This window comes from Streptomyces kunmingensis, from assembly GCF_039533535.1.
GTDB classification, from domain to species: Bacteria; Actinomycetota; Actinomycetes; order Streptomycetales; family Streptomycetaceae; genus Streptomyces; species Streptomyces kunmingensis.
The window spans coordinates 386965-411981 of record NZ_BAAATS010000001.1 but is presented as its reverse complement, the minus strand read 5'-3'; the positions used below and the strand labels follow the sequence as shown (position 1 = coordinate 411981).

Genomic DNA, 25017 nt, shown 5'->3' with positions numbered 1-25017 from the left:
TTTCCTTTGTGCAGGTCAGTGCGGGGTGCGCCGGGTCTCGGCACGCTTTTCACGGTACGCCGCCGCAGGCTCGGCGCGCTCACCGAGCACCCCCCGCGCCAGCAGGTACTGCGCCGCCACGTACGTCAGCATGATCCAGAAGTCGGCGGGCGGCAGACGCGGCCAGTCGGCGACCCCCAGGGCGATGAGCGAGTCGGACAGCAGGAACAGCGCGCCGCCGACGCCGGCCACCGGGCCGAGCCGGGAGGCGCCGTACGCCATGGCGGTGAGCAGCACGCTGTACGCGGCGACGGGCCCGCGCATGCCTGCGGGCAGGTCCGGCCACAGGGCGGCGATCATGGCGACGAGCGCGACGGCGTACCCGGCGCCGAGCAGGCCGCCCCGCGCGCGTGGTCTCCCGTACCGCTTGAAGAGCACGAGATAGCAGACGTGCCCGGCGGCGAAGCAGCCCATCCCGGCGAGGAACGCGGCGTCCCGGTCGAACAGCAGCAGGACGTCGCCGCCCCAGCCCGACAGCAGGGCGGCGCAGAGCAGTCGGGGCCCGTGGCACGCGACGACGTAGGCCGCGAGGAGGGGCATGAGGAGCGGTTTGGCGACGGTGTGCGCCGCGTCCCATCCGGCGAGGAGCGCGCCGAGGTCGACGGCGCACACGACGAGAAAGCCGGTGCGCAGGGCCCGGGGCAGGGTCACGCGGCGCCCTCGGTGACCTTCTGCGGGGCGTTCGGCGCGGCGGCGGGAGCGGGCTGCCATCCGGGGCCCCCGAAGACCCGTCCGGCCCGCTCGCGCCAACTGGTCGCCGCCTTCAGGTCCCTGGCGATCGCCGCGTACTCGTGGGTGGCGACGCGCAGCGGGTTGAAGGTGCTGATGTTCTTGGTGAGCCCGAACACCGGACGCTCGCCCTCCCCGACCCACGAGCCGAAGAGCCGGTCCCAGACGATGAGGATGCCGCCGAAGTTCCGGTCCAGGTAGCCGCCTTGCGAGGCGTGGTGGACGCGGTGGTGGGAGGGCGTGTTGAAGACGTACTCGAAGGGGCGCCACATCTTGTCGATGCGTTCGGTGTGGATCCAGAACTGGTAGACGAGGTTGGCCGAGGAGCAGAACGCGAGCGCCGCCGGGTGCACCCCGCACGCGATGAGCGGCAGGTAGAACGGCCACGAGGTGACGCTCGTCCAGGGCTGGCGCAGCGCCGTCGACAGGTTGAACTTGCGGCTGGAGTGGTGCACCACGTGGCACGCCCACAGGATGCGGATGACGTGGTGCCCGCGGTGCGACCAGTAGTAGAAGAAGTCCTGCGCGAGCAGCATCAGCGGGATCGTCCACCAGAGGACGGGCACGCGCAGCGGCGTCAGTTCGTAGACCGCCGTGTAGAGGGCGACGATGGGGATCTTCCACAGGAAGTCGAAGACGAGGCTGCCCAGGCCCATGGTGATGCTGGTCGCCGCGTCCTTGGTCTCGTACCCGGCGGCGTCCTCATCGGGATGGATGCGCACGCTCACGATCTCGACGATCGTGAGCAGCACGAAGGCGGGTATCGACCACAGCACGACATCGGGCAGGTTCGGCGACGACATGCGTGCACCGTAAGGGCAGGTGACGGGCCCCGGCTAGGGGTTGTTACCGACAAGTATTACCGCCGGTACGCGGTGCCGGACTCCGCCGGTACGCGGTACAGGACTGCGCCGGTACGCGGACCCGGAGTCCGCCGGGGCTCGGTACCGCTCACCACACCCGGACCGATCCTCCCTTCGCGAACACCGGGCTCGTCGCGTCGGCCGGCGGCTCCTTGAGGGGCTCGTCGATCTCGGCGACCGTGGGGCCCACGCGCGCGGCGATGGGGTCCAGGAGGGCGAGGTCGAAGCCGTAGACGCGGGCGGTGTTGCCGCCGACCATCGCGGCGATCTCCTCGCGGGGCAGGCCCGCGTAGGCGATGCGCAGACCTTCGCGGGTGTACGGGTACGTGCCCTCGTCGTGCGGGTAGTCGCTGCCCCACATGATCTTGTCGAGGCCGATGCGGTCCCGTAGCGGCACTTCGTGGGGGCGCATGAAACTGGCGCCCACGTAGCAGTTCTCCCGCCACACAGTAGAGGGGCCCTTGCCCATCGAACCGGCGAGCCCGGCACCGAACTTGGACTCCGCCGTGCTCGCCCTGGAGGCCGCCGCGACGAGCCGCCCGTGGTAGTAGTCCAGCATGTCGAGCACACCGGGGATCCATCCGGAGCCCTGCTCGGTGAGGACGAGTCTCAGGTCGGGGTGCTTGCGGAACGCGCCGCCGAAGACCAGGTGCCACAGGGCGCGGTGCGAGAACCAGGTCGTCTCCACCATGAAGACGGCGCGCGCGGCCGGCTCCTCGCCGAGCGGCGGGGACGCCGAGCCCGCATGGTGGTTGACCGGCACACCGAGTTCGGCGCAGGTCCGCCAGATCGGGTCGTACGTCGCCGAGTACAGCTCGGGGAGGCCCGAGCCGGGGGGTGTGCCGGGCAGCATCAGGCCGCCTTTGAGGCCTGCTTCGGCGGCCCAGCGGATTTCCCGTACCGCCTCGTCCACGTCGTTGAGGAGGATCTGGAAGACGCCCGCCCTGCGGCCCGGGGCGGCGGCGCAGAAGTCCGCGAGCCACCGGTTGTGGGCGCGCAGTCCCGCCCAGCGCTGCTCGAACTCCGCGCGCGTGGGCGCGGGCGCCATGAGCGACGCGGACGGGAAGAACGGCGGGATGGTGTTGGGGAAGACGACCTCGGCGACGATGCCGTCGCGTTCCAGCTCCTCGATCCGGCGCTCGGAGTTCCAGTTCCGGTCGGCGGTGTCGGCGAGCAGGTCCGCGTAGGGGTTCACATAGGTGGCGGCCCACGCGTCGAAGGCGTCGTGGTGTGAGGCCTCCAAGTACGGCCTGTAGTCGAGGAGATCGGCGCCCGCGTGGCAGTCCGCCGAGATCACCGTGTACCTGTCCGGTGTTCGGTTCACGAGGTCACCCCCAGGGCCGGGAAGTCGTGGTCGGTCAGCCAGTGCCGGCCCACGTCGCGCGAGCGGGCCCAGGACGCCTCGACGGCGCTCTGGTCGGCGTCCTGCCCGAGGTCGGCCGGGGTCGGGCCGATGCGGGCCGCCAGCGGAGCCAGCGTGCCGGTGTCGAAGCCGAACACCTCGGCGGCGGCGAGGCCGAGCATGCGCCGTGTCTCCGTGACCGGGATGTCGTGGAAGGTTCTCCGCAGCCACGCGCGCGTGTCGGGCCAGGTCCCCTCGGGGTGCGGGAAGTCGCTGCCCCACAGGATGTTGTCGACGCCGATCTCGTAGCGCTGCGCCAGTTCGCGGCGTTTGGTGTTGGTGGCGCAGATGAAGACCTGCCGGTCCAGGTACTCGTGCGGCGGGCGCTTCAGCTCGGCGAACGGGGAGAGTTTCTTGCCTCCGTGGGCGCCCAGGTAGAGGCGGTCCATGAACCACAGCAGGTTGGGCAGCCACCAGCAGCCCGACTCGGCGACCCCGAACTTCAGCCCCGGGTGCCGCTCGAAGACGCCCGACCAGAGCAGGAACCAGAGCGGGCGCGCGGGCCACCAGGTCACCTCGCTCACGTAGATGCCGAGGTGGTCCCCGTACTCGTGGCGCGGCGCCGCCCCCGAGTGGGTCACGACGGGCATGGCGCATTCGGCCGCCGCCGCCCACACGGGGTCGTAACGGCGCGCGTGGTAGGGGTCCTTGTCGACCCACATGGAGGGGATCATCAGGGCGCCGAGCCCCGACTCCTTGGCGCGGTGCACCTCGGCGACGACCTTGTCCGGTTCGGCCGTGATGGGCAGCAGGGCGACGCCGCAGTGCCGCTCGGGGTGCTGTCCGACGAACTCGGCGAGCCAGCGGTTGTGCGCCTGCGCGCCGGCCATGCCGAGTTCGGGGTCCTGGTCGCCGGAGAGCCCGAGCCCGACGCCGAAGGGAGCCGCCGTCCGGCTGTCCACGGCGTCCGCGTCGGGGAAGACCACCTCGGCGGCCACCCCGTCACCGTCGAGCTCTTTCAGGCGCTGCGCCGCGTCCCAGCCGCCGCGCAGGCCCTCCTCGTTGTCGGTGAACCACTTCGCCGCGAAGGCGTCGTTGCGGATGCCGAGCCGGGTGGCCTCCTCGCGGCGGGCGTCCCGCTCGCCGAGGAAGTCGTCGAAGGCACGGTGGAAACGGCTGTCCAGGTAGGGCCGGTACTCCTCGGTGGGCAGTCCGGCGTGGCAGTCGGAGGAGATGATCAGGTACGGGTCGTCGTTCCGCTGAGCGGTCATCGGTTGTCGCCCCTTTTCCTTCCGTCCCTCAGTCGAGGATGAAGCTCTCCAGGTACGCCGGGTTGGCCCGGTCCAGCATCGACTGCGACCTGGCCCGGATCTGCCGGTCGCTGTGCTCGCTCTCGGGAAGCAGCCAGAACCGGTCCGCCGCGACGCCCTCCACGACAAGGTCCGCCACCTCCTCCACCGGTGTGAACGCCACCTCGTGACCGGCCTCCTTCATGGCGGCCTCCCACTGGCCGAGGCTGCGGTACGGCGTCTTGCGGGGCCGCTCCTTGGCGTACCGGTCGGGCCGGTTGCGGTGCGACTCCCACAGGCCGGTACGGAGCATGTGGGGGCCGGGGAAGAGAACCGAGGCGCCCACGCGCGCGTGCTCCGCCCGCAGATGCGCGTACAGCGACTCCGTCATCGTCACGACGGCCGCCTTCGTGACCGCGTACACGGACGCCGTCGGCAGCGGTGCGATGCCGCCGTCCCCCGAGGACGTGTTGACGATGTGCCCGGGCTCACCGCTCGCGATCATGCGCGGCACGAACGCCTGGATGCCGTGGAAGACACCCCACACGTTGACGGCGAAAGCCCATTTCCAGTCGTTGGGTTCGTGTTGCCACATGCGGCCTTCGGCGCCGGAGCCGACCCCCGCGTTGTTGCACAGCACATGGCAGCCGCCGAACGTCTCGTACGTGGACTCGGCCAGCGCCATGACCTGCTCGCGCTCCCCGACGTCGACCACGCGCGCGTGCACCGTCGCCCCGTCCGCCCGCAGCCCCTCGGCCGCGCTCTCCAGGGCGCCCTTCTCCACGTCGGCGAGCACGACCTTCAGGCCGTCGGCCGCGAACCGCCGCGCCATCGCCAGACCGATGCCGCTCGCCGCGCCCGTGACGACGGCGACCTGCCCCGCTTCCAGGCGCATCAGGTGCTTCCCTCGGGCGGGCCGTCGAGGATCTGCTGCGGGTCGTCGTAGCGCTGGTGGATGTACGGCAGGAGGGCCTGGCCGCTGACGCGCTCGACGACCCTGCCCCGCTGGTCGGTGGTCTTCTCCCCGATGGTGATCTCCACCAGGGTGCGCACGGGCAGGTCGGCGACCGGGTCGTACATGGACTCCCGCAGCACCACGTCGCCGGTGATCCGCTCCAGCTTCCTGACCCTCTCGTTGCGTACGCAGTGCACGAGGACGGGGTCCGCGTCGAACCCCGAACCGTCCACGGCGGGCAGGAACTTGAAGTAGAAGTCCGTCTTCCGCGTCGGCTCCGGCACGGGCAGGCTGCCACTGACGGCGCCCCGCACCTCCACGAACTCGATGCCGTGCCGGCCGAGCGCCGCCCGCACCACGAGCCCGTCGCGCTCCACCGTGACGTCGCCGAGCTTCTTCGGCTCGCCGAACACCTCACGGCCGCCGATCAGGGCCCGCTCGTGCGTCATCGGCATGACCAGCGGATACCAGCCCCGGACGCCGCCGTGCTCGGCGGCGACCGCGACGGAACCCGCGCCCAGCGGATAACCCGGCAGCTCGACCTTGCTGATGTTGACCCGCACCAGAGGCCGCGCGGCCGGCTTCAGCGGCGGCGGCAGCACCGCCGCCACCGTGTCCGGATCGGACTCCCACACGGCGACGACGCCGGTGGACCAGATGTCGGGAAGCTTGCTGCTCGCGGTGCGCGCGGCGGCGATCTCCGCCTCGGTGCGCGCTCCGTACCGTACGCGTGCCATCTCGTACCGCCCTTCGTCCGTGACGTGTCGGGGGTCGTTCGCGTGGCGCCTGTAACACAGTTACACCGGCGGTGATGAAGGGTAAAGACACGTGCACCGGCCGGCCGGTGCACGGACGCACGCGAAGGGGGCGGTCCGATGGCACGCCCACCGCTCACCCGCGACGAGGTGCTCGCCGCCGCGGCTGCCCTCGTCAAGGAGCACGGTCCGCAGGCGCTGACCATGCGCGGGCTCGCGGCCGAACTGGGCACGGCCGTCACGTCCATCTACTGGCACGTCGGCAACCGCGAGTCGCTGCTCGACGCCCTCGTGGAGCGCACGGTCGCCGACCTCGGCGAGATCCGGCCCCGCGGCGCCACCCCGCAGGAGCGCGTCGTCTCCGTCGCGCGGACGCTGCGCCGGCAGCTGCGCGACCGTCCGCACCTGGTCGCGATGGTCCACGAACGCGGTCTGACCGAGCGTATGTTCCTGCCCGCGCAACAGGCCCTGGTGCACGAGGTGCACGCGGCGGGGCTGCGCGGCACCCGCGCCGCCGAGGCCGTACGGGCGGTGCAGTTCCAGGTCGTCGGGCACGTCCTGGTCGAGCGGAACCGGGAGCGGGCCCCCGTGCAGCGGCCCGGCGAGGAGGACCTGTGGGGCGCGCCGGACACGGCCGCGGAGGACGACCGGGCCCTCGCCCGGGCGCTCGCCGCGCCGGTGGATCCGGAGCGGCTGTTCACCACGTCGGTCCGGGCGCTGGTGAACTCGCTCCTTGCATCCGGCACTTGAACCGGGGCCGGTTTTTCCGGACGGGCGGCGACCGGAGTGTCAGTGACGGCCCGTATCCTCAGGGACCATGCTCGAAGACCGCCCGACCGTTGCGTCCGCAGCCCCCTGGCCGACCGCGTACCCAAAGGGATACGCGGTCGTCGACGTGGAGACCACCGGTCTCTCCAGGGACGACCGGATAATCTCGGCCGCCGTCTACCGGCTCGACGCGCAGGGCGCCGTCGAGGACCACTGGTACACGCTGGTCAACCCGGAGCGTGATCCGGGCCCGGTGTGGATCCACGGTCTGACGACCGACGTCCTGGCCGGCGCGCCGCTCTTCCCGGACATCGCCGAGGAGTTCGCCGCGCGTCTCGACGGCCGTGTCCTGGTCGCGCACAACGCGGTGTTCGACTGGTCGATGATCGCCCGCGAGTACGCGCGCGCCCGGCTCACCGCTCCGGTCCGCCAGCGGCTGTGCACGATCGCGCTCTCCAAGGAGCTGGGCCTGCCGCTGCCCAACCACAAGCTGGAGTCGCTCGCCGCGCACTTCGGAGTCATCCAGGAGCGCGCGCACCACGCGCTCGACGACGCGCGTGTGCTGGCCGAGGCGTTTCTGCCGAGCCTGCGGGCGGCCGCCGCGGGGAACGTGCGGCTGCCGCTTCTGGAGTGCCGCCCGCTCACCGAGTGGTCGGAGTCCTCGGTGCCGCGTCAGCCGGCCTCCTCGTACCGGGGCGGCGGCGCGGGCAGTTGGCGTCCCTCCCGGAAGCGGCCGGCGTGCCCGTACCCGAACCCGGGCCGTTACGAACCGGGCAAACCGCTCAAGCAGGGCATGCGTGTCGCGTTCTCCGGGGACACCTCGGTCGACCGGGAGCTGCTCGAGGACCGGGCGGTCGACGCGGGGCTGCACGTGGCGACGAGCCTGTCCCGGCTGACGAGCCTGCTGGTGACCAATGACCCGGACTCGTACACCTCGAAGGTCGTGAAGGCCAAGCAGTTCGGGACGCCGGTCATGGACGAGGCGGCGTTCGGACAGCTGCTCCAGGATGTGGTGGACGCGACAGACGGGTGATTACGGGGCGACTCGCCCCGCGCCCGCTCGCCCGGCGCCGCCGGGGCACCCACCCTGTGGCGCATGGCACGTTGCGAAGTCTGCGGAAACGACTACGGCATGTCCTTCGAGGTCCACGCCCAGGGAGCGGTGCACGTCTTCGACTGCTTCTCCTGCGCCATCCACCGCATGGCGCCGATCTGCGAGCACTGCCGGTGCCGCATCATCGGGCAGGGCGTCGAGGTCGAGGGCCACTGGTTCTGCGGGGCGCACTGCTCCCGCGCGGAGGGGATGGTGGGCATCGTCGACAACGTCTGACCCGCCGGCCGGTGCGCCCGTCCCAATCGGGCGCACCCCCCTGAAAACACCCCATGCCCGAGCTGTACGGTCATGGGGTGTACCGCTTCCTGTTGACCCGGCAGTGGGTGATCCTCACCCTGGTCGCCCTCGTCCTCATCCCCACGATGATCCGGCTGGGCATCTGGCAGATGCACCGCTACGACGAGCGTGCCGCGCGCAACCAGCTGGTCACGGACGCGCTCTCCGCGAAGCCCGTACCCGTGGAGGAGCTGACCTCGCCCGGGCACACCGTCACCAGCCGCGAGCGGTACCACGCGGTGCGGGCGAAGGGCCGCTTCGACACCGAGCACGAGGTCGTCGTACGCCGCCGGGTCAACTCCGACGACGAGGTCGGCTACCACGTCCTGACCCCGTTCGTCCTGGCCGACGGCAAGGTGATGCTCGTCAACCGCGGCTGGATCCCCGCGGACGGGCCGAGCCAGACCGTCTTCCCCAAGATCCCCGCACCGCCCCGCGGCGAGATCACCGTCACCGGGCGCCTGATGCCCGACGAGACGACCGAGGCGAGCGGCATCAAGAACCTCGAAGGGCTGCCCGAGAGGCAGATCATGCTGGTCAACAGCGCGCAGCAGGCCAAGCGCCTCGACGCCGAGGTCCTCGGCGGCTACGTCGCGCAGACCGACCCCACGCCGAAGGGTGACACCCCCGAGCTGCTCGGCAAGCCCGGTAAGGAGGACTCCGCCCTGAACTTCGCGTACGCGTACCAGTGGTGGCTGTTCGCCGCGGCCGTGCCGGTCGGCTGGGTCGTCCTGCTCCGGCGCGAACTGCGTGAGCGCCGCAGGAAGGCGGAGTCCGAGCAGTCGGTCGAGGACACCACGCCGGCCGCGGTGTAGCTCCCGCCCGCCAGGACCACTTCCGGCTCACCCGGCCGGTCGCGACCTGGATTGCCGTGGCGCCGCGCCGGGAACTCGCACCGCGTGCACCCACATATCGAGGACTACGCCCTCATCGGCGACGAACAGACCGCGGCCCTGGTCAGCAGGGACGGCTCCGTCGACTGGCTCTGTCTGCCCCGCTTCGACTCCCCCGCATGCTTCGCCGCGCTGCTCGGCGACGAGGAGAACGGCCACTGGCGTCTCGCGCCCAAGGGCGCCGGCACCTGTACACGCCGCGCCTACCGCCCCGGCACCCTGGTCCTGGACACGGAGTGGGAGACCGACGAGGGGCACATCAGGGTCACGGACTTCATGCCGCAGCGCGACAAGGCGCCCGACGTCGTCCGGATCGTCGAGGGGATCAGCGGCCGCGTCACCGTGCGCGGCACCCTGCGACTGCGGTTCGACTACGGCAACGTCGTGCCGTGGGTGCGGCGCAGCGACGGCCACCGGGTGGCGGTCGCCGGCCCGGACGCGGCCTGGCTGCGCAGCGAGCCCGAGGTGCACACGTGGGGCGAGTCCTTCGGCACGCACTCCGAGTTCACCGTCGAGGCGGGCGAGAGCGTCGCCTTCGTGCTGACCTGGCACCCCTCGCACCACCCGCGCCCCGAGCTCATCGACCCGCACGAGTCGCTGCAACACAGCGTGGCGGACTGGCAGGCCTGGGCGGACCGGTGCCGCTACGACGGCCCGCACCGGGACGCCGTACTCCGCTCGCTGCTCACCCTGAAGGCGCTCACCTACGCGCCGACCGGCGGCATGGTCGCGGCGCCCACCACCTCACTGCCGGAGGAGATCGGCGGCGTACGGAACTGGGACTACCGCTACTGCTGGCTGCGGGACTCCACGCTCACCCTGAACGCGCTCGTCTCGGCCGGTTACCTGGACGAGGCCGAGGCCTGGCGCGACTGGCTGGTGCGCGCCGCCGCCGGTGACCCCGCGAAGCTGCAGATCATGTACGGCCTGGCGGGCGAGCGGCGGCTGCCCGAGCAGGAGCTGACCTGGCTGGAGGGCTTCCGTGGCTCCCGTCCCGTACGCAGCGGGAACGACGCCGTGCACCAGTTGCAGCTCGATGTGTACGGCGAGGTCGTCGACTCGCTCGCGCTGGCCAGGCGCGCGGGCCTGCACGACAAGCCGCACGTCTGGCAGTTGCAGCTGGCGCTTCTGGACTTCCTGCACGAGGCGTGGCGCGAGCCCGACGAGGGGCTGTGGGAGGTGCGCGGGCCGCGCCGCCACTTCGTGCACTCCAAGGTCATGACCTGGGTCGCCGCCGACCGCACCGTACGCGCCATGGAGGAGGACCCGTCCCTGCCCGGCGACCTCGACCGGCTGCGCAAGCTGCGCGACACCATCCACCAGGACGTGTGCGAGCGCGGCTACGACACCGAGCGGGGCACGTTCACGCAGCACTACGGCTCCAGGGAACTCGACGCGGCGACGCTACTCATCCCGCGCGTGGGCTTCCTGCCGCCGGACGACCCGCGGGTGATCGGCACGGTCGACGCGGTGCGCGAGGAGCTGGCGCGGGACGGTCTCGTGCGCCGCTACAGCACGGACCTCACCGTCGACGGCCTGCCGGGCGACGAGGGGGCCTTCCTCGTCTGCTCGTTCTGGCTGGCGGACGCGCTGCACATGACGGGGCGTACGAAGGAGGCACGCGAGCTGTTCGAGCACCTCGTGACGCTCCGCAACGACGTGGGGCTGCTCGCCGAGGAGTTCGACCCGCGGGCGGGGCACCAGCTCGGCAACTTCCCGCAGGCGTTCAGCCACATCGGCCTGGTGACCACGGCGCTGACCCTGTTCGGCACCTGCGACTCCGGAGAGGCAGGATAGGGACCATGGATCTTGGACTGAAGGACCGTGTCTACGTAGTCACCGGCGCCACCCGCGGCCTCGGCAACGCCACCGCGCGCGAGCTCGTCGCCGACGGCGCGAAGGTCGTCATCACCGGGCGCGACGAGCAGCGGGCCAAGGACGCGGCGGCCGAGCTCGGTCCGAACGCCCTCGGCATCGCCGTCGACAACGCCGATCCGCAGGTCGCGGAGCGGGTGATCGCCGTCGCGCGGGAGCAGTTCGGCCGCTTCGACGGCATTCTCGTCAGCGTGGGCGGGCCCGCCGCCGGCTTCGTCGCGGACAACACGGACGAGCAGTGGCAGTCGGCGTTCGAGTCGGTGTTCCTCGGCGCGGTACGGCTCGCGCGGGCCGCGGCGGCCGAGCTCGGCGAGGGCGGTGTCATCGGGTTCGTGCTCTCCGGTTCCGTGCACGAGCCGATCCCGGGTCTGACCATCTCCAACGGGCTGCGGCCGGGTCTCGCCGGGTTCGCCAAGTCCCTCGCCGACGAGCTGGGGCCGCGCGGGATCCGCGTCATCGGGCTGCTGCCGGCCCGTATCGACACGGACCGCGTCCGCGAGCTGGACGAGCTGTCGGCCGATCCGCAGGCGACCCGGGTGGCCAACGAGTCGCGGATCCCGCTGCGGCGCTACGGGACGCCGGCCGAGTTCGGCCGGACCGCCGCGTTCTTCCTGTCGCCGGCCGCCTCGTACCTGACCGGTGTCATGCTGCCCGTCGACGGCGGGAACCGGCACGGCTTCTGACCGCCTCGGACGGCCCCTCGGCCACGCGGGCCGAGGGGCGTCGCTCAACTCACCCGCTCCGCGCGGTGCTTGACCGCCCGCAGCCGGACCTCCGCCGGCAGGGACGCAAGCCCCGCCGAGTTCCTCGCCTGGGCCAGTGCTTCCTCGCCGAACTCCCACAGGGCCTCGCCGGGTACCGCGTGCGGTGCCAGGCTGAGCTTTCCGCGGGCCGTGGGCGACGAGCGGCGGCCGGTCAGGACGAGGCCGGCGTGCTCGACGCCGTCCACCGCCTCGGCCCCGCTCACCAGCACGCTCTCCAGGGCCCGGCCGCGCAGCCGCGCGCCCTCGCCGTCCCCGGTGTCGACGAGCACCTCGGCGAGGCGGCGGCGCCGGAACTGGGCCACCAGCCACCACAGCGCGAGCAGCACGACGACGCCGAGCACGGCGATCACCACCGGCCACCACCAGCCCTCGTCACGCCAGCGCTGCCGGTCGGCGACGCTGAGCAGGACGTCTTTGCGGCCGTCGTGGATCCACCAGGACGGGGGCTTCGCACCAAGGCCGACGGCGAGCACCGAGCCGCCGCCGAGCAGCAGGACGAGGCCGAGCAGTCCGAGCACGATCCGGTTCACGGTTCTCAGCACGCCACTCATCCCTTCTTGCCGGGGCGCGCCACGCGCACGGAGAGCCTGGGGTTCCTGCTGAGCCCGAGCCCCTTGATGCCGTCGCCCAGCGTGGTGTCCAACTCGGCGCGTACGTCGTCGAGTTCACGGAAGTGCGAGACCGCCCGCACCTTCGCCCTGGAGCGCTTGACCCGGACGCGTACGGACTGCACGCCCGCCACCTCCATGGCGCGGTCGCGCAGCACCATCGCGGCGGCGTCCCGGTGCAGTCCGGCCCGCACCTCGGGGTGGGCGCGGCGCATCGGCAGGAGCGGGCGCAGCCCGGGGGTCAGCGCGAGCAGGAGCAGCCAGAGGCCGATCGCGGCGGCGACGCCGGCGCCGATCAGGACGGCGGTGTCGTCCAGGGGCCGCTCGGCGAGCTCTTGGCCGAGGCTGCGCCGCCACTGCATGGCAGGGCGGCCCGACCGTACGGCCGCGATGTCGTAGAGCAGGATGCCCACGCCGCCGAGGAGCACCAGTGCGCACAGCGCCGCGGGGATGCGGCGGGCCGACCAGAAGCGGCCGGACTTCGCTCCGCTCCCCTGAGTGGCGTGCGAGGCGTCGGGCGCCGGCTCGCGGCCGGGGTCCTCTTCGCCACGCTCGGCGACGGGCAGCCGCTGGGTGGGTTCGCTCACCGGATCCTCCCCCGGTCCGTTCCGCGCGTATGGGCCGGGTGCAGCCGCTCCACCTGGACGGCCACTTCCGGTACCTCCATGCCCGCCAACTCCGTTACACGCGATGCCACTTGACGGCGTACGGCACCGCACTGGGCGCCGATGTCCGCGGGATAGTCCAGCTCCAGGCTGATCCGGACGCGGGCGGTGTCGTGGTGCACGGTGACCGTGGCGTGCGGCGGCGCGCCGTCGGCCGGGACGGCGTCCAGTGCCTCACGTGCCGCGTAGGCGGCGATCTTGGCGACGACCCGGTCGGCGATCCGGGTCGCGCCTCGTTCGGCGGGCGCGACCTGTGTCGCCACAGGTCACCGCCGCCGGTCGCCGCGCGTGCGGAAGAACTCGCCGGGCTGCAGGTCCCCTTCGAGGAACCGGCCGGCGACGAAGCCGATGGCGCCGAGCGCCGCCACCAGCAGGAAGGCCCCGAATCCGCCGAAGTATCCGGCGAATCCGAGGGCCATGCCGGCGATCATGCCGATCACGGCCAGGTTCATCGTGCGTTCCTCCTACGTGGGCTGCGGGCGGGTCCGGATCTCACTGGAGCTTCGACTCCGGCTCGTCGTCCTCCTCGTCCGGCAGCTTCACGTCGCTGACGGCGATGTTCACCTCGACGACCTCGAGTCCGGTCATGCGCTCGACCGCCACGATGACGTTCTCCCTGACGGCGCGCGCGGTGTCGGCGATCGACACGCCGTACTCGACGACGATCTCCAGGTCGAGCGCCGTCTGGACCTCTCCGACCTCGGCCTTCACGCCGCGCGTCACGGACTTGCCGCCGCCGGGCACCCGGTCGCGCACGGCCCCGAAGGTCCGGGACAGGCCGCTGCCCATCGCGTGGACGCCGTCCACGTCGCGCGCCGCGAGACCGGCGATCTTCTCGACGACGCCGTCGGCGATGGTGGTCCGCCCCCGGCTCGCCGGGTCGCCTCCACCTCGCTTGGTGACGTTGGTCTTTCCGGCGGAGGCCGCCTGCGTGTCGCCGGGCTTCTGCGCGATGTCGCTCATCGGACCGTCCCCTCTATGGGCGTGATCTCGGTGGGGTGTGCTTTCTTTTGACCACATTAAGTGCGGTTACGCCGTCCCGCGCCCGGGATGGGGCAGCCTGGGGCAATGACGGTAGACCGATGGGCACAGGCGGTACGGCAACAGCTCGGCATCGGCAGGCTGCTGCCGTTGGGTGGGCCGGGTGACGGGGCGTGGATCTCGGAGGCCGCGGCGCGGGAGGTGCTGCGACGGTCGGTGACGGAGGTGCGCGGCGTGCGTCTCGGTTCGGTACGGCTGTCGCAGGCCGATCCCGACGGGGTGTACGAGGCGGGGGTGCCCGCCCCGCCGAGTGCTCTGCCGCCCGGTCCGTTGCGGATCGTCGCGGAGTGCGAGGCGACGGTCGACGAGCCGCTGCCGGCGGCCACCGCGCGGCTGCGCGCGGCGCTTTCGCGGGCGGCGGACGAGGGTCTCGGCCTGGTGGTGACGGAGGTGGATCTCCAGGTCACGGCGCTGCTGGACGGTCCGCCCGGGGAGGCGGGGCCGGACCGGGACGCGGCTCCGGAGGAACCGGCAGAGGCCCCGTCCCTCTCCGGTGACGAGGCGCGCGCGGCGCAGGCGGCGCTTGCCGTGCCCGGTGTGGCCCGGCTGACGGGCAAGCCGGCCGGACTCGGCCGCGCGGTCCACATCGAGGAGCGGCCGGGCGAGGCGTCGCTGCCGCGGCGTCATGTGCGGGTGGAGCTGGCGGTGTCCGCCGGGGCCCGTGCCCTCGACACGGCGCGGGCCGTACGGCAGGCGGTGAGCACGGCGCTGCCGGACGGTCCGAGCGTGGCGGTACTGGTCACGGGGGCCACCGCCGAAGCGGCGCGGACCGCGCCGAACGGCTGACCCTGCCCATCGGTTCACGTGGTTCGGGGCGGTGTCCAGTTCACGTGGTGCGGGGCGGCGTCAGTCGCCGAGGCCCGCGAGGTCGCGCAGGCGGCGGCCCTGCGCGGCTCGTTCGGCCGCGCGCTGTTCGTCGAGCGTGCGGCCGCCCACGCCCTGCAGCAGCGCCTTGGTCTCGATGACGGCGTCCCGCGGAGCGGCGAGCAGCGCGGCGACCAGGTCCTGCGTCGCGGCGGTGATCTGGTCGGCGGGCACGGCGACATTGGCCAGGCCACTGGCCACGGCCTCGTCGGCGTGCACATAGCGCCCGGTGACACAGATCTCCAGCGCCCGCGCGTACCCGACCAGCGAGACGAGCGGGTGCGTGCCGGTGAGATCCGGGACGAGCCCGAGGCTGGTCTCGCGCATGGAGAACTGCACGTCGTCGGCGACGACGCGCAGGTCACAGGAGAGGGCCAGCTGGAAGCCGGCACCGATCGCATGGCCCTGGACCGCGGCGACCGACAGCAGGTCGCTGCGCCGCAGCCAGGTGAAAGCGGACTGGTACTCGGCGATCGTGGAGTCGAGAGACTCCTCGTCGCCGCGTGCCAGGTCGATGAAGGACGGCTCCCCGTCGAAACCCTCGGGCGTGAACGCCTGACGGTCCAGGCCCGCGGAGAAGGACTTGCCCTCGCCGCGCACCACGACGACCCGCACGGATCCCGGCAGCGAGCTCCCGGCTTCGGCCAACGCCCGCCACAGAGCGGGACTTTGGGCGTTGCGCTTCTCCGGGTTGCTCAGGGTCACCGTGGCGATCGCGTCGTCGACGGTGAGCCGGACGCCATCCTTGTCGAGCAGCGGTGCGGGCAGGGACATGAGAGCCTCCGAGTCTGCGCGGTCTTAAGTGACTGCACAGTAACCACCCGGCCGGTCAGCCGACCGACCGGGTGGTCACCGAAGGTACCGATGAGCCCCGACCAACGTCTACGACCTTGCTGACCTGCGGAGAGCAGGCCGGTCGCGTCAGTTCGCCGCGGCCTTCTTGCCTCGCGTGGCTCCGCCGCGACCTCGCAGCGTGACCCCGGATTCGCTCAGCATCCGGTGCACGAAGCCATACGAGCGGCCGGTCTCCTCGGCCAGTGCCCGAATGCTCGCACCGGAGTCGTACTTCTTCTTCAGGTCTGCCGCGAGCTTGTCGCGCGCGGCGCCGGTTACCCGGCTGCCCTTCTTCAGAGTCTCGGCCACCCGTGCCTCCTCATGGGAAGTGCGCTCTGGAATTCCCATGATCACCCCTTGCGGCGTTCCTGGCCACCCATTCGGCAAGGTCGGTAGGCGCTCAATTCCCGACGGGAAGGCTCTCCCCACGAGTGGAACAAGAAATTCCGGACGCCTTTTACGACGTCCGGAACCACTCGTACCGATAAACCGGCAGGTCAGCGCCGCCCAGGCGGCGCAAGGGCCGGGCGGCCCCGGCGGCGGCAAAATCCGTGTAGGACACACCTCGGTACGAGGCGATCTCACTCAGATGAAGGATCACGGATCGGCCGAATGATCCATACGCAGTGGATCAGCTATTCGATCAAGCTGTGCTGACGCCTGCGAAGCGCGTCAGGCGAGCGCGACGAGATCCGCGTAACCCTGGCCCCACAGGTCCTCGACACCGTCCGGCAGCAGGATGATGCGCTCCGGCTGGAGCGCGTCCACGGCGCCCTCGTCGTGCGTGACGAGGACGACCGCGCCCTTGTAGGTGCGCAGCGCGCCGAGGATCTCCTCGCGGCTGGCGGGGTCGAGGTTGTTCGTGGGCTCATCCAGGAGCAGCACGTTCGCCGACGAGACCACCAGGGTCGCCAGGGCAAGGCGGGTCTTCTCACCGCCGGAGAGGACCCCGGCCGGCTTGTCGACGTCGTCACCCGAGAACAGGAACGAGCCGAGCGTCTTGCGCACCTGGATCAGGTCGAGGTCGGGAGCTGCGGAGCGCATGTTCTCCAGGACCGTGCGCTCCGGGTCGAGGGTCTCGTGCTCCTGCGCGTAGTAGCCGAGCTTGAGGCCGTGCCCCTCGATGACCTGACCCGTGTCGGGCTTCTCGGCGCCGCCGAGGAGCTTGAGCAGGGTCGTCTTGCCCGCACCGTTGAGGCCGAGGATGACGACCCTGGACCCCTTGTCGATGGCCAGGTCGACGTCGGTGAAGATCTCCAGCGAGCCGTACGACTTCGACAGGCCCTCGGCCATCAGCGGCGTCTTGCCGCACGGCGAGGGGTCGGGGAAGCGCAGCTTGGCGACCTTGTCGGACTGGCGCACCTCCTCCAGACCGGCGAGGAGCTTGTCGGCGCGCTTGGCCATGTTCTGCGCGGCCACCGTCTTGGTGGCCTTGGCGCGCATCTTGTCGGCCTGCGCGTTCAGCGTGGCGGCCTTCTTCTCGGCGTTCTGGCGCTCGCGCTTGCGGCGCTTCTCGTCGGCCTCGCGCTGCTGCTGGTAGAGCTTCCAGCCCATGTTGTAGACGTCGATCTGGGAGCGGTTGGCGTCCAGATAGAAGACCTTGTTGACGACCGTCTCGACCAGCTCGACATCGTGGGAGATCACGATGAAACCGCCGCTGTACGTCTTCAGGTAGTCGCGCAGCCAGACGATCGAGTCGGCGTCGAGGTGGTTGGTCGGCTCGTCGAGGAGCAGGGTGTCCGCGTCCGAGAAGAGGATGCGGGCCAGCTCGACTCGACGCCGCTGACCACCGGAGAGCGTGTGCAGCGGCTGGCCGAGGACCCGGTCGGGCAGGTTCAGCGCGGCGGCGATGGTGGCGGCCTCGGCCTCGGCGGCGTACCCGCCCTTGGTGAGGAACTCCGTCTCCTGGCGCTCGTACTGCTTGAGCGCCTTGGCCTGCGTGGCGCCCGAGCCGTTGGCGATGCGCTGCTCGTTCTCGCGCATCTTGCGCATCAGCGTGTCCAGGCCACGGGCGGACAGGATGCGGTCGCTGGCCAGCACCTCGAGATCACCGGTGCGCGGGTCCTGCGGCAGATAGCCGACCTCACCCGAGCGGGAGATGGTGCCGCCGGCCGGGATGCCCTCACCGGCGAGGCACTTGGTCAGGGTGGTCTTGCCCGCTCCGTTACGGCCGACCAGGCCGATGCGGTCGCCCTTGGCGACACGGAAAGAGGCGTTCTCGATGAGGATGCGGGCGCCGGCGCGCAGTTCGATACCGGATGCGGTGATCAAGGGAGGGCTCCAGGACAGGGTTCACGGCTGGTTGACAAGGCGAGGGCCGGTCGGCGCCGCTAATCCACCCAGAGAAGAAACGTCATACGAGCCAGTTTAACGGTGGGATGCAAACGACTTTCCCACGGCGTCCGGGCGCACCCTGCCGGACAGCTCATTGCCCAGCGGCGCGCGGCGGGGAACGATCCTGCCGAGACCGTCGACCGCCACGATCCGCTCGCTCCAGGCCACGGTGGCGTCCGTACAGGGCTGAGCGATCAGCAGGGCGGACCCCCGCCGCAGGTAGGCGGCCGGTACGAAAGCACAGCCCGCGCGCGCGGGCAGCACCCAGCGCAGATCACCGTCCACCGTGCGGTACGCCGCGATACGGCGCGGGGTGACCACGGCGAGCATCCGGGTCCCGGAGTCGTCGAGCGGCTGCAGGACCCCGGCACCGTCGCGCGCGCCCGGCGTGCGCAGCCAGGCCGCGGCGTCCGGGATCGCCCGGTGCCAGCGCACGGCGCGCCCTTCGGCGCCCTCGGTGTCGGTGACCATGCCGTCGCTCCACAGCGCGAACGCCTGACCGGACACGGCCAGCACGGCGAGCGGACGGCTCCCCTCCCGGGTGTGCCGCCAGCGCACAGAGGTGTCGTACGCCTCGACCGCCGCGCCTCTCGTACGGAGCCGGACGGCGCCCTCGCCGGAATCCGCGGCCACGCGCGCGTAGCGGGTGAGGTGGTCCCCGTAGGGGGCGGGACGGGCGTGATGGGCGGCGATCAGCAGGGGGACGGCGAGGAGCGCGGCGGCGAGCGCCAGGCGGAGGGTCCTGCGAGGGCGGCCGGGCGCGTGCCCCGGGGGCGGCAGCGGTGGCCGGGCGGTTCGCTGCGCCGGGCCCGCCTCCGTCGCCGCATCGAGCGGTTCGACCGCCATCCCACGCCCCCGCCGCTCTCACCGTCCGTCAGCAACCAGGCGCAGAGTGTAGCGGCGGAGCGGGGTGGCGGGTTCGGGTGACACGGCGGGTGGAGCGGGAGCGGCTATGCCCCGCCCGTGTGGACCTGGAACGCCGCGCGGCGCACCGCCTTCGCGAGGGCCGGGTCGGGGTGCGCGGCGGCCAGGGCGACCAGGACCTGGACGGTGCGGGGGTGACCGACGGCGCGGACCTCCTCGATCAGCGCCGGCACGGTCGGCTGCACCGCGGACTCCAAGTGCCGTACGAGCAGGGGCGCTTCACCGTGGTCGGCGACGGCCGCGGCCGTGTCGACCCACAGCCAGGTGGCCTCCTCACGGGTCAGCACGGTGTGTACGTCCTCGGGGTCGGCGCCCTCGTACTCGGCCAGCCACAGCAGGGCGTAGGCCCGCAGGTGCGGGTCGCCCGCGGCGCGGCGCACCTCGGGCTCGGCGGGCGCCCCGACGACGCGCAGCGCCTCGAAGGCGAGGCCGCGCAAGAGGGCGTCCTCACCGCGGGCGGCGTCGAGGAGTTCGGTGACGGCGTTGCCGACGTCACGGGCGGCGAGCCAGGCGCGGTACTCGGCGCGGGCCGCGTTCGGACGCAGGCGGGCACAGCCGCGCAGCATGTCCTCGGCGGCCACCTCGATGTTCCCGGCCGGGGACTGGGCGGCGACACAGATCTGCTCCAGCTTGACCCAGACCGCCCAACTGCCCAGCGGAGTCAGCGTGGCGTGCTCGTCGGCGTATGTCAGCGCGCCGACCGCGGCGAGGCCCGCGAGGGCCCAGTCGAGCAGCGGGAGGAGCGGGGTGTCCTGCGGCGGCACCGGCTCGGGCTGCGGCCCGTAGGGGATCTCGCAGTGCTCCGCGCGTAGTTCGGCGACGCGCTGGTCGAGGAGGTCCAGGAGCTGGGCGGCCGGCACCGGGCCCGCCATCAGCTGGCAGAACGAGAGCAACTGCGGTACGGCCTCGACGACTTCGGCCACCGCGGCGGGCTCCAGGGACTCCGGCGCCGGGTGGACGAGCGACCAGGCGTCGAACAGGGCGACCCAGCCGCGCAGCACGGCGGTGTCGTCGCGGTCCCAGACCCGCAGCCGCCAGCCGGGCCGCGCGATGTCGCCGTGCACCTCGACGAGGCCCGCGAGCCGGGCGGTGTCCCAGTCGGCGCGGACCTGGCCGACGGACAGGTCCAGATCGGCGGCGGCGCGGTGCGCGGTGGCGTCCGAGAGGGTGCCCTGACCGTCGCGCGCGCCGGTGCCGTGGCCCTTGCCGTTGCCGTTGCCCGGGCTCAGCGTGGTGTCCGCCCAGCGCGCCACGCGGACCGCGGCGGCCAGGCCCTGCCGGGCGGCACGGGCCAGCTCCGCGGGTGGCGGGGTGCCCTCCGGTGGGCGCGGCGCGGGCCGCCGGACCGCTGCGCGCGGAGCGGCGGCGGCCAGGGGCTGGCGGCGCGGGCTGACGAGTCGGAGCCTGGAGTCGCGCGGGGTACGGGACGTCACTGGAGCAGTCTCCAGGGTGACCCCGCTAATTCCCAAACGGGAGTGCCAGTTCGGGGTTCGCGCCGTGGTTCGCCGGGCGCCGGGAGACGGCACGCCTCAGGGTCGCAGGGGGCTCACATCAGCGGGGTCAGAAAGCGCCGCAGCGTCTCCTCGTAGCCCTTCGGGTCCGCGTTCCACATCGCGTTGTGCGGGGCGTCGTCGACCGTGTGGAGGGTGACCAGGTCCGGGCGCCGGGCCGCCAGCCGGCGGGACGGGGCCCAGGGCGCGACCTCGTCGTCGGGTCCGTGCACGACGAGCGTGGGGACCCGCAGGGCGCCCGGGTCGGCCGCTTCGGCGAACCGGGCTCCGCTGAGGCCCGTACGCCCCTGCGCGGCCCGGACCGCCAGCGGGAGCAGCGCGGACGGCGTGCGCCGGGCCCCGGCCAGGGCGCGCAGGGTCGCCTCCCAGCTGAGCACCGGGGAGTCGAGGACCAGGCCGCTGATGCGGTCGCGCAGCGCCGAGTGCGCGGCGGCGTGCAGGGCCATCGCGGCCCCGGTCGACCAGCCGTGCAGGACGACCTGCCGGGCGCCGTACCGAACGGCGTAGCGGATCGCGGCGTCCAGGTCGCGCCACTCCGTCGCCCCGAGGTGGCCGAGGCCGTCCGGGGAGCGGGGTGCGCCGAGGTCTCCGCGGTAGGCGAGGTCGAGCACCGGGAACGCGTGGTGGTGCAGGAATCCCATGAGGTTCATGGGGTGTTCGCGGGTGGTGCCGAGGCCGTGCACCGTGATGACCCAGGTGTCGCGCACGTTGGGCACGAACCAGGCGGGCAGCGCTCCGAGTTCACCCGGCACGTCGATGTCGGCGTGGTCGAGGCCGAGCGCCGACTTGGGGTCCCCGATGTGCACCTGCGGCGTGAGCCAGGCCCGCGCGCCGGGTTCGAGGACGCCGTGGGTGACCCGCTCGAGGCGGCGCACGACGGTGTCGGCGGCATGCGGCGCCGACTCGATCACCGGTCCGACGACCGCGTGCCAGCCGTCGCCAGCCAGCCCGTACGTGCCCGGGCGCAGCGAGGACAGATCGCGGGTCAGGGTGATCTGACCCGCGGCGGTGGTGTGGACGGTGAGTCTGGGCTCGGTGGGCAGGGGGCGCCCCGCGGGCGCCTTGAGCGCGGCGTCACTGGCCAGACGGCCGACGGCGATCGCGGCGGCGGAAGCTCCGAGCACGGCGGTGACGGCAGCTGCCGTCGCTTTGGCGGTACGCACCCGTCCAGTGTCGACGGACCGGCCCGCCCGGGCCAGTGGGGCGGCGGGTGGGGGTGACGCCCGGCCGCTTCCGTGCCGGGTGGGACGAGATTTTGGGCGGCGGGCCGGGGTCGCCCGCCGTCTACCCCCGGCCCGGCTGCTGTCCGTACCCGCTCAGGCGCTCCCCCACCTCGCGCAGTTGCTCCCCGGTGAGCAGGGAAGGGGTGCGGCCGGGGACGGAGTGGGCGGTGAGCCAGAGGTGGCACATCCACTCCAGCTGCGCGGTCAGGTCGTAGGCGGCGTCGAGAGTCGCTCCGTACGTGATGGTCCCGTGGTTCTGCAGCAGGCATCCGGTGCGTCCCGCCAGGGCGGCGAGCATGTTCTCGGCCAACCCCTCCGTGCCGTACGTCGCATAAGGGGCGACACGCACCAGACCTCCCAGGGCCGCCGTCATGTAGTGGACGGCTGGGAGTTCGGTGACGAGCGTCGAGACGGCGGTGGCGTGCACCGCGTGGGTGTGCACGACCGCAAGGGCGTCGGTGTGCCGGTAGATGGCGAGGTGCATCGGGAGTTCACTGGTGGGCGCGAGCGCGCCGGTGTGCTGCTCGCCGTCGAGATCGACGGCGACGAGGTCGTGCGGGCCGAGCCGGTCGTAGGGGACGCCGCTCGGGGTGACGAGGACGGTGTCCCGCACGCGTACGGAGACATTGCCCGACGTGCCGACGACCAGCCCGTCGCTCACGGTCCTGCGTGCAGTAGCCACCAATTTTTGCCACGCCAGCTCGAGTTCCGTCATACCGGGCATCTTGTCAGGCATCGTAAGGGGCACAAAGGGGCACATTTCGCCCACCCACGACGACTGGCTTGGCTTCGACGGGCAAGACGGGATCTTCCAGTAGCCTCTGGGAGATTTGTCATGCACGTCGCCATCCGGGGGGAAATATGGCTCGTGATAACAAACCGTCCCGTCGCCGCGCCCGCCTTGTCGCGGCGACTTCCGTGGCCGCTCTGACACTGGGGGGGACCGTACTCGCGGAGCTGCCCGCACAGGCCGTGGCCAGGCCGAAGGGGCACGACGTCTCGTCACACCAGAAGAACGTCAACTGGAAGAAGGCAAAGAGCAAAGGGGCCCGGTTCGTCTACGTGAAGGCCACCGAGTCGACGACCTACAAGAACCCCTATTTCACGCAGCAGTACAACGGCTCCCGTCGTGTCGGCATGATCCGGGGCGCGTACCACTTCGCTCTGCCCAACAAGTCCTCGGGCAGGGCGCAGGCCTCGTACTTCGTGCGCAACGGCGGGGGCTGGTCGCCGGACGGGTGGACGCTGCCGCCCGCGCTCGACATCGAGTACAACCCGTACAGCAAGAAGAAGTGCTACGGCCTGAGCAAAGGCCGGATGGTCTCGTGGATCAAGTCCTTCAGCGGCGAGGTCAAGCGCAGGACCGGGCGGCACCCGGTGATCTACACGAACTACCACTGGTGGAAGACGTGCACCGGCAACAGCCGGGCCTTCGCCACCAATCACGCCCTGTGGCTCGCCCGGTACAACGTGAGCGCGGGCGCTCTGCCCGCCGGGTGGTCCTTCTGGACGTTCTGGCAGTACGACAACGGCGGCGGCGGTCTGCCGGGTGACCAGAATCTCTTCAACGGTTCGATGAACCAGCTGAGGGAGTTCGCCCGCGGCTAGCCACCCGCACCGAGCCTCGCGGAACCCCACATTCCGGGGGACCGCGGGGCCGATCCGGAACCCGCGCCGCCGCCCCGCGCCGAGGAAAGAGGCGGTCCTCCGCTTCGAGTCACCGCATGGTCCGGCCCAGTTCATCTTCCGTTCATCCGGCTTACTTACGTTCGACGAGCCACTGACGTCCAACCGAAGCCTGGGTAAATGGAACACATCACGCTGCTCCTAGCGATCGTGATCGTTACCGCGCTGGTCTTTGATTTCACCAACGGTTTCCACGACACCGCCAACGCGATGGCGACGACCATCTCGACAGGCGCCCTCAAGCCGAAGACGGCGGTGGCCATGTCCGCCGTGCTCAACCTGGTCGGAGCGTTTCTCTCCGTCGAGGTCGCCAAGACCATCTCCGGCGGCATCATCAACGAGGACGGTCTCAAGACAGAGGTCATCTTCGCGGCGCTCGTCGGCGCCATCCTCTGGAATCTGCTGACCTGGCTGGTCGGGCTGCCGTCCAGTTCGTCGCACGCGCTGTTCGGCGGGCTCATCGGCGCCGCGGTCATGTCGATGGGCTGGTCGTCGGTGAACGGCGGCACCGTCGTCACCAAGGTGCTGCTGCCCGCGGTCGCCGCGCCCCTCGTGGCGGGTGTCGCCGCGATGCTGGCCACGCGGCTCACCTACCGCATCAGCAGGAAGACCGACCAGAAGGCGACCGCCAAGGGCTACCGCGCCGGGCAGATCGCCTCCGCCGGCCTCGTCTCCCTCGCGCACGGCACGAACGACGCGCAGAAGACGATGGGCATCATCACCCTCGCCCTGATCACCGGCGGTGTCCTCGCGCCCGGCGCCAACCCGCCGCTGTGGGTCATCGTCTCGGCCGGTCTGGCCATCGCCCTCGGCACCTACCTGGGCGGCTGGCGGATCATCCGCACCATGGGCAAGGGCCTCACCGACCTCGCGCCGCAGCAGGGCTTCACGGCGCAGACCAGCGCCGCGACCGCGATCCTCGCCTCGTCGCACATCGGCTTCTCCCTCTCCACCACCCAGGTCTGCTCCGGCGCCGTGATGGGTGCGGGCCTCGGCCGCAAGGGCGGTGTCGTCCGCTGGTCGACCGCCACCCGGATGTTCGTCGCGTGGGGTCTGACCCTCCCCGCCGCCGGTCTGGTCGGCGCGGGCGCCGAGTTCCTCACCAAGCAGGGCCCGTGGGGCGTCGGCCTGACGGCCTTCCTGCTGCTCGCCGGCTCCGGAATCATCTGGAAGCTGTCCCGGCGCGACTCCGTCGACCACACGAACGTCACCGCCGACGCGCCGGGCTCCGCCGAGGAGCCGGCCGGCGTCATCACGACCGCCATCGCCGCGGTCAGCCCGCCGCCGGTCGCCGCTGCCGTGGAGTCCGGGGCCGCCGTCGAGATGAAGTCCACGATCCCCGCTCCGGCCCAGGCCGTGGCCGACCCCCCGCGCCCCGCCGGCGCCACGCTGTAAGGAAGCAGGACCAGCTATGAAGATCGACTGGGCGGCTCTCGGCTCCGTCTTCGGGGTCAGCCTCGTGGCCACCGTGGCCCTGGTGGGACTCTTCACCCTCGGCGTCGTCGGCCTCTCCAAGCGGGAGTCCGCGGCGCAGCAGGGCAACTCGGCGACGGCCGTCACCTCCGGCGCGTACCTCTGCTTCGCGCTGTGCGCGGCAGCCGTGGCGTACGGGATCTTTCTGATCGTGGCCTGACCGACCGGCCTGACCGACAGAGCGGGGGCGGG

Annotated in this window: 28 protein-coding genes; 10 read left to right on the top strand and 18 right to left on the bottom strand. The window is 71.8% G+C overall.

Features of this window, described 5'->3' with window-relative positions:
* Window positions 1-15: 15 nt before the first annotated feature.
* The 6 genes from ABD366_RS01820 to ABD366_RS01795 all read right to left on the bottom strand — a co-directional run bounded on the left by ABD366_RS01820 (window position 16) and on the right by ABD366_RS01795 (window position 5954).
* On the bottom strand, window positions 16-690 hold the full coding sequence (locus tag ABD366_RS01820) for a lysoplasmalogenase (protein WP_324772353.1): 675 nt from the start codon (window positions 688-690) through the stop codon (window positions 16-18).
* Window positions 687-1571 carry a sterol desaturase family protein gene (locus ABD366_RS01815; protein ID WP_324772352.1) on the bottom strand — a complete coding sequence of 295 codons (885 nt, stop codon included), beginning with the start codon at window positions 1569-1571 and terminating at the stop codon, window positions 687-689. Before ABD366_RS01815 ends, ABD366_RS01820 begins: the two co-directional genes overlap by 4 nt.
* Before the next feature lie 148 nt (window positions 1572-1719).
* A complete protein-coding gene (locus ABD366_RS01810) occupies window positions 1720-2955 on the bottom strand; it encodes an amidohydrolase family protein (RefSeq protein ID WP_324772351.1) in 1236 nt (411 codons plus the stop codon).
* The gene (locus tag ABD366_RS01805) at window positions 2952-4244 is read right to left on the bottom strand and encodes an amidohydrolase family protein (protein ID WP_324772350.1); all 1293 of its coding nucleotides are present in this window, start codon (window positions 4242-4244) and stop codon (window positions 2952-2954) included. Before ABD366_RS01805 ends, ABD366_RS01810 begins: the two co-directional genes overlap by 4 nt.
* A 28-nt stretch (window positions 4245-4272) precedes the next feature.
* Complete coding sequence (locus tag ABD366_RS01800) at window positions 4273-5157, bottom strand: SDR family NAD(P)-dependent oxidoreductase (RefSeq protein WP_324772349.1); 885 nt, start codon at window positions 5155-5157, stop codon at window positions 4273-4275.
* Window positions 5157-5954, bottom strand: a complete 798-nt coding sequence (locus tag ABD366_RS01795; protein WP_324772348.1) for an acetoacetate decarboxylase family protein — start codon at window positions 5952-5954, stop codon at window positions 5157-5159. Before ABD366_RS01795 ends, ABD366_RS01800 begins: the two co-directional genes overlap by 1 nt.
* 138 nt (window positions 5955-6092) lie before the next feature.
* Between ABD366_RS01795 and ABD366_RS01790 the strand changes: the two genes are divergently transcribed.
* From ABD366_RS01790 to ABD366_RS01765, 6 genes are all read left to right on the top strand, one after another.
* Window positions 6093-6722, top strand: coding sequence for a TetR/AcrR family transcriptional regulator (locus ABD366_RS01790; RefSeq protein ID WP_324772347.1), 630 nt, complete (start codon window positions 6093-6095; stop codon window positions 6720-6722).
* 67 nt (window positions 6723-6789) lie between these two features.
* Window positions 6790-7773: a DEDDh family exonuclease gene (locus tag ABD366_RS01785; protein ID WP_324772346.1), complete on the top strand. Its 984-nt coding sequence runs from the start codon at window positions 6790-6792 to the stop codon at window positions 7771-7773.
* 63 nt (window positions 7774-7836) lie between these two features.
* Window positions 7837-8070: a hypothetical protein gene (locus ABD366_RS01780; RefSeq protein ID WP_324772345.1), complete on the top strand. Its 234-nt coding sequence runs from the start codon at window positions 7837-7839 to the stop codon at window positions 8068-8070.
* A 77-nt stretch (window positions 8071-8147) separates the two neighbouring features.
* Complete coding sequence (locus ABD366_RS01775; protein ID WP_324772386.1) at window positions 8148-8945, top strand: SURF1 family cytochrome oxidase biogenesis protein; 798 nt, start codon at window positions 8148-8150, stop codon at window positions 8943-8945.
* An 84-nt stretch (window positions 8946-9029) separates the two neighbouring features.
* Window positions 9030-10820, top strand: a complete 1791-nt coding sequence (locus ABD366_RS01770) for a glycoside hydrolase family 15 protein (protein WP_324772344.1) — start codon at window positions 9030-9032, stop codon at window positions 10818-10820.
* Between the two features lie 5 nt (window positions 10821-10825).
* Window positions 10826-11581, top strand: coding sequence for an SDR family oxidoreductase (locus ABD366_RS01765; protein WP_324772343.1), 756 nt, complete (start codon window positions 10826-10828; stop codon window positions 11579-11581).
* A gap of 44 nt (window positions 11582-11625) precedes the next feature.
* On the opposite strand, the gene amaP is transcribed toward ABD366_RS01765, so the two are convergent.
* From amaP to ABD366_RS01740, 5 genes are read right to left on the bottom strand one after another with little or no spacing between them, the layout of a single operon-like run.
* Complete coding sequence (gene amaP / locus ABD366_RS01760) at window positions 11626-12213, bottom strand: alkaline shock response membrane anchor protein AmaP (RefSeq protein WP_324772342.1); 588 nt, start codon at window positions 12211-12213, stop codon at window positions 11626-11628.
* Window positions 12210-12857 carry a DUF6286 domain-containing protein gene (locus ABD366_RS01755; protein ID WP_324772341.1) on the bottom strand — a complete coding sequence of 216 codons (648 nt, stop codon included), beginning with the start codon at window positions 12855-12857 and terminating at the stop codon, window positions 12210-12212. Before ABD366_RS01755 ends, amaP begins: the two co-directional genes overlap by 4 nt.
* Window positions 12854-13198: an Asp23/Gls24 family envelope stress response protein gene (locus ABD366_RS01750; protein ID WP_324772340.1), complete on the bottom strand. Its 345-nt coding sequence runs from the start codon at window positions 13196-13198 to the stop codon at window positions 12854-12856. Before ABD366_RS01750 ends, ABD366_RS01755 begins: the two co-directional genes overlap by 4 nt.
* A 3-nt stretch (window positions 13199-13201) precedes the next feature.
* Entirely contained in the window at window positions 13202-13387 is a 186-nt protein-coding gene (locus ABD366_RS01745; protein WP_324772339.1) for a hypothetical protein, read from the bottom strand.
* 40 nt (window positions 13388-13427) lie between these two features.
* The gene (locus ABD366_RS01740) at window positions 13428-13898 is read right to left on the bottom strand and encodes an Asp23/Gls24 family envelope stress response protein (protein WP_324772337.1); all 471 of its coding nucleotides are present in this window, start codon (window positions 13896-13898) and stop codon (window positions 13428-13430) included.
* 105 nt (window positions 13899-14003) lie between these two features.
* On the opposite strand from ABD366_RS01740, the gene ABD366_RS01735 reads away from it, so the two are divergent.
* Window positions 14004-14762, top strand: coding sequence for a nucleopolyhedrovirus P10 family protein (locus ABD366_RS01735; protein WP_324772336.1), 759 nt, complete (start codon window positions 14004-14006; stop codon window positions 14760-14762).
* 60 nt (window positions 14763-14822) lie between these two features.
* Here the strand turns inward: ABD366_RS01735 and ABD366_RS01730 are convergent, their stop codons facing one another.
* The 7 genes from ABD366_RS01730 to ABD366_RS01700 all read right to left on the bottom strand — a co-directional run bounded on the left by ABD366_RS01730 (window position 14823) and on the right by ABD366_RS01700 (window position 22381).
* The gene (locus ABD366_RS01730; protein ID WP_324772335.1) at window positions 14823-15614 is read right to left on the bottom strand and encodes an enoyl-CoA hydratase/isomerase family protein; all 792 of its coding nucleotides are present in this window, start codon (window positions 15612-15614) and stop codon (window positions 14823-14825) included.
* A gap of 147 nt (window positions 15615-15761) precedes the next feature.
* Window positions 15762-15983, bottom strand: a complete 222-nt coding sequence (locus tag ABD366_RS01725) for a helix-turn-helix domain-containing protein (RefSeq protein WP_324772334.1) — start codon at window positions 15981-15983, stop codon at window positions 15762-15764.
* Between the two features lie 363 nt (window positions 15984-16346).
* Entirely contained in the window at window positions 16347-17945 is a 1599-nt protein-coding gene (locus ABD366_RS01720) for an ABC-F family ATP-binding cassette domain-containing protein (protein ID WP_324772333.1), read from the bottom strand.
* 96 nt (window positions 17946-18041) lie between these two features.
* A complete protein-coding gene (locus ABD366_RS01715; protein WP_324772332.1) occupies window positions 18042-18854 on the bottom strand; it encodes a hypothetical protein in 813 nt (270 codons plus the stop codon).
* Window positions 18855-18958: 104 nt separating this feature from the next.
* Window positions 18959-20365, bottom strand: coding sequence for a hypothetical protein (locus tag ABD366_RS01710; protein WP_344440923.1), 1407 nt, complete (start codon window positions 20363-20365; stop codon window positions 18959-18961).
* A 113-nt stretch (window positions 20366-20478) separates the two neighbouring features.
* Window positions 20479-21606, bottom strand: coding sequence for an alpha/beta hydrolase (locus ABD366_RS01705; protein WP_344440921.1), 1128 nt, complete (start codon window positions 21604-21606; stop codon window positions 20479-20481).
* Window positions 21607-21727: 121 nt separating this feature from the next.
* On the bottom strand, window positions 21728-22381 hold the full coding sequence (locus ABD366_RS01700; RefSeq protein ID WP_324770482.1) for a class II aldolase/adducin family protein: 654 nt from the start codon (window positions 22379-22381) through the stop codon (window positions 21728-21730).
* A gap of 146 nt (window positions 22382-22527) precedes the next feature.
* On the opposite strand from ABD366_RS01700, the gene ABD366_RS01695 reads away from it, so the two are divergent.
* The 3 genes from ABD366_RS01695 (at window position 22528) to ABD366_RS01685 (ending at window position 24985) form a co-directional block, all read left to right on the top strand.
* The gene (locus ABD366_RS01695) at window positions 22528-23274 is read left to right on the top strand and encodes a lysozyme (protein WP_324770480.1); all 747 of its coding nucleotides are present in this window, start codon (window positions 22528-22530) and stop codon (window positions 23272-23274) included.
* Window positions 23275-23472: 198 nt separating this feature from the next.
* Window positions 23473-24747, top strand: coding sequence for an inorganic phosphate transporter (locus ABD366_RS01690; protein WP_324770479.1), 1275 nt, complete (start codon window positions 23473-23475; stop codon window positions 24745-24747).
* A gap of 16 nt (window positions 24748-24763) precedes the next feature.
* A complete protein-coding gene (locus ABD366_RS01685; protein ID WP_324770478.1) occupies window positions 24764-24985 on the top strand; it encodes a hypothetical protein in 222 nt (73 codons plus the stop codon).
* The last annotated feature ends 32 nt before the right edge of the window (window positions 24986-25017 follow it).

Bases quoted from the DNA above. Each gene is read 5' to 3' on its own strand.
- ABD366_RS01780 (WP_324772345.1), top strand. From the start codon at position 7,837: ATGGCACGTTGCGAAGTCTGCGGAAACGACTACGGCATGTCCTTCGAG.
- ABD366_RS01700 (WP_324770482.1), bottom strand. From the start codon at position 22,381: ATGACGGAACTCGAGCTGGCGTGGCAAAAATTGGTGGCTACTGCACGC.
- ABD366_RS01695 (WP_324770480.1), top strand. From the start codon at position 22,528: ATGGCTCGTGATAACAAACCGTCCCGTCGCCGCGCCCGCCTTGTCGCG.
- ABD366_RS01815 (WP_324772352.1), bottom strand. From the start codon at position 1,571: ATGTCGTCGCCGAACCTGCCCGATGTCGTGCTGTGGTCGATACCCGCC.
- ABD366_RS01745 (WP_324772339.1), bottom strand. From the start codon at position 13,387: ATGAACCTGGCCGTGATCGGCATGATCGCCGGCATGGCCCTCGGATTC.
- ABD366_RS01690 (WP_324770479.1), top strand. From the start codon at position 23,473: ATGGAACACATCACGCTGCTCCTAGCGATCGTGATCGTTACCGCGCTG.
- ABD366_RS01735 (WP_324772336.1), top strand. From the start codon at position 14,004: ATGACGGTAGACCGATGGGCACAGGCGGTACGGCAACAGCTCGGCATC.
- ABD366_RS01715 (WP_324772332.1), bottom strand. From the start codon at position 18,854: ATGGCGGTCGAACCGCTCGATGCGGCGACGGAGGCGGGCCCGGCGCAG.
- ABD366_RS01730 (WP_324772335.1), bottom strand. From the start codon at position 15,614: ATGTCCCTGCCCGCACCGCTGCTCGACAAGGATGGCGTCCGGCTCACC.
- ABD366_RS01795 (WP_324772348.1), bottom strand. From the start codon at position 5,954: ATGGCACGCGTACGGTACGGAGCGCGCACCGAGGCGGAGATCGCCGCC.
- amaP (WP_324772342.1), bottom strand. From the start codon at position 12,213: ATGAGTGGCGTGCTGAGAACCGTGAACCGGATCGTGCTCGGACTGCTC.
- ABD366_RS01765 (WP_324772343.1), top strand. From the start codon at position 10,826: ATGGATCTTGGACTGAAGGACCGTGTCTACGTAGTCACCGGCGCCACC.
- ABD366_RS01805 (WP_324772350.1), bottom strand. From the start codon at position 4,244: ATGACCGCTCAGCGGAACGACGACCCGTACCTGATCATCTCCTCCGAC.
- ABD366_RS01785 (WP_324772346.1), top strand. From the start codon at position 6,790: ATGCTCGAAGACCGCCCGACCGTTGCGTCCGCAGCCCCCTGGCCGACC.
- ABD366_RS01740 (WP_324772337.1), bottom strand. From the start codon at position 13,898: ATGAGCGACATCGCGCAGAAGCCCGGCGACACGCAGGCGGCCTCCGCC.
- ABD366_RS01800 (WP_324772349.1), bottom strand. From the start codon at position 5,157: ATGCGCCTGGAAGCGGGGCAGGTCGCCGTCGTCACGGGCGCGGCGAGC.
- ABD366_RS01790 (WP_324772347.1), top strand. From the start codon at position 6,093: ATGGCACGCCCACCGCTCACCCGCGACGAGGTGCTCGCCGCCGCGGCT.
- ABD366_RS01685 (WP_324770478.1), top strand. From the start codon at position 24,764: ATGAAGATCGACTGGGCGGCTCTCGGCTCCGTCTTCGGGGTCAGCCTC.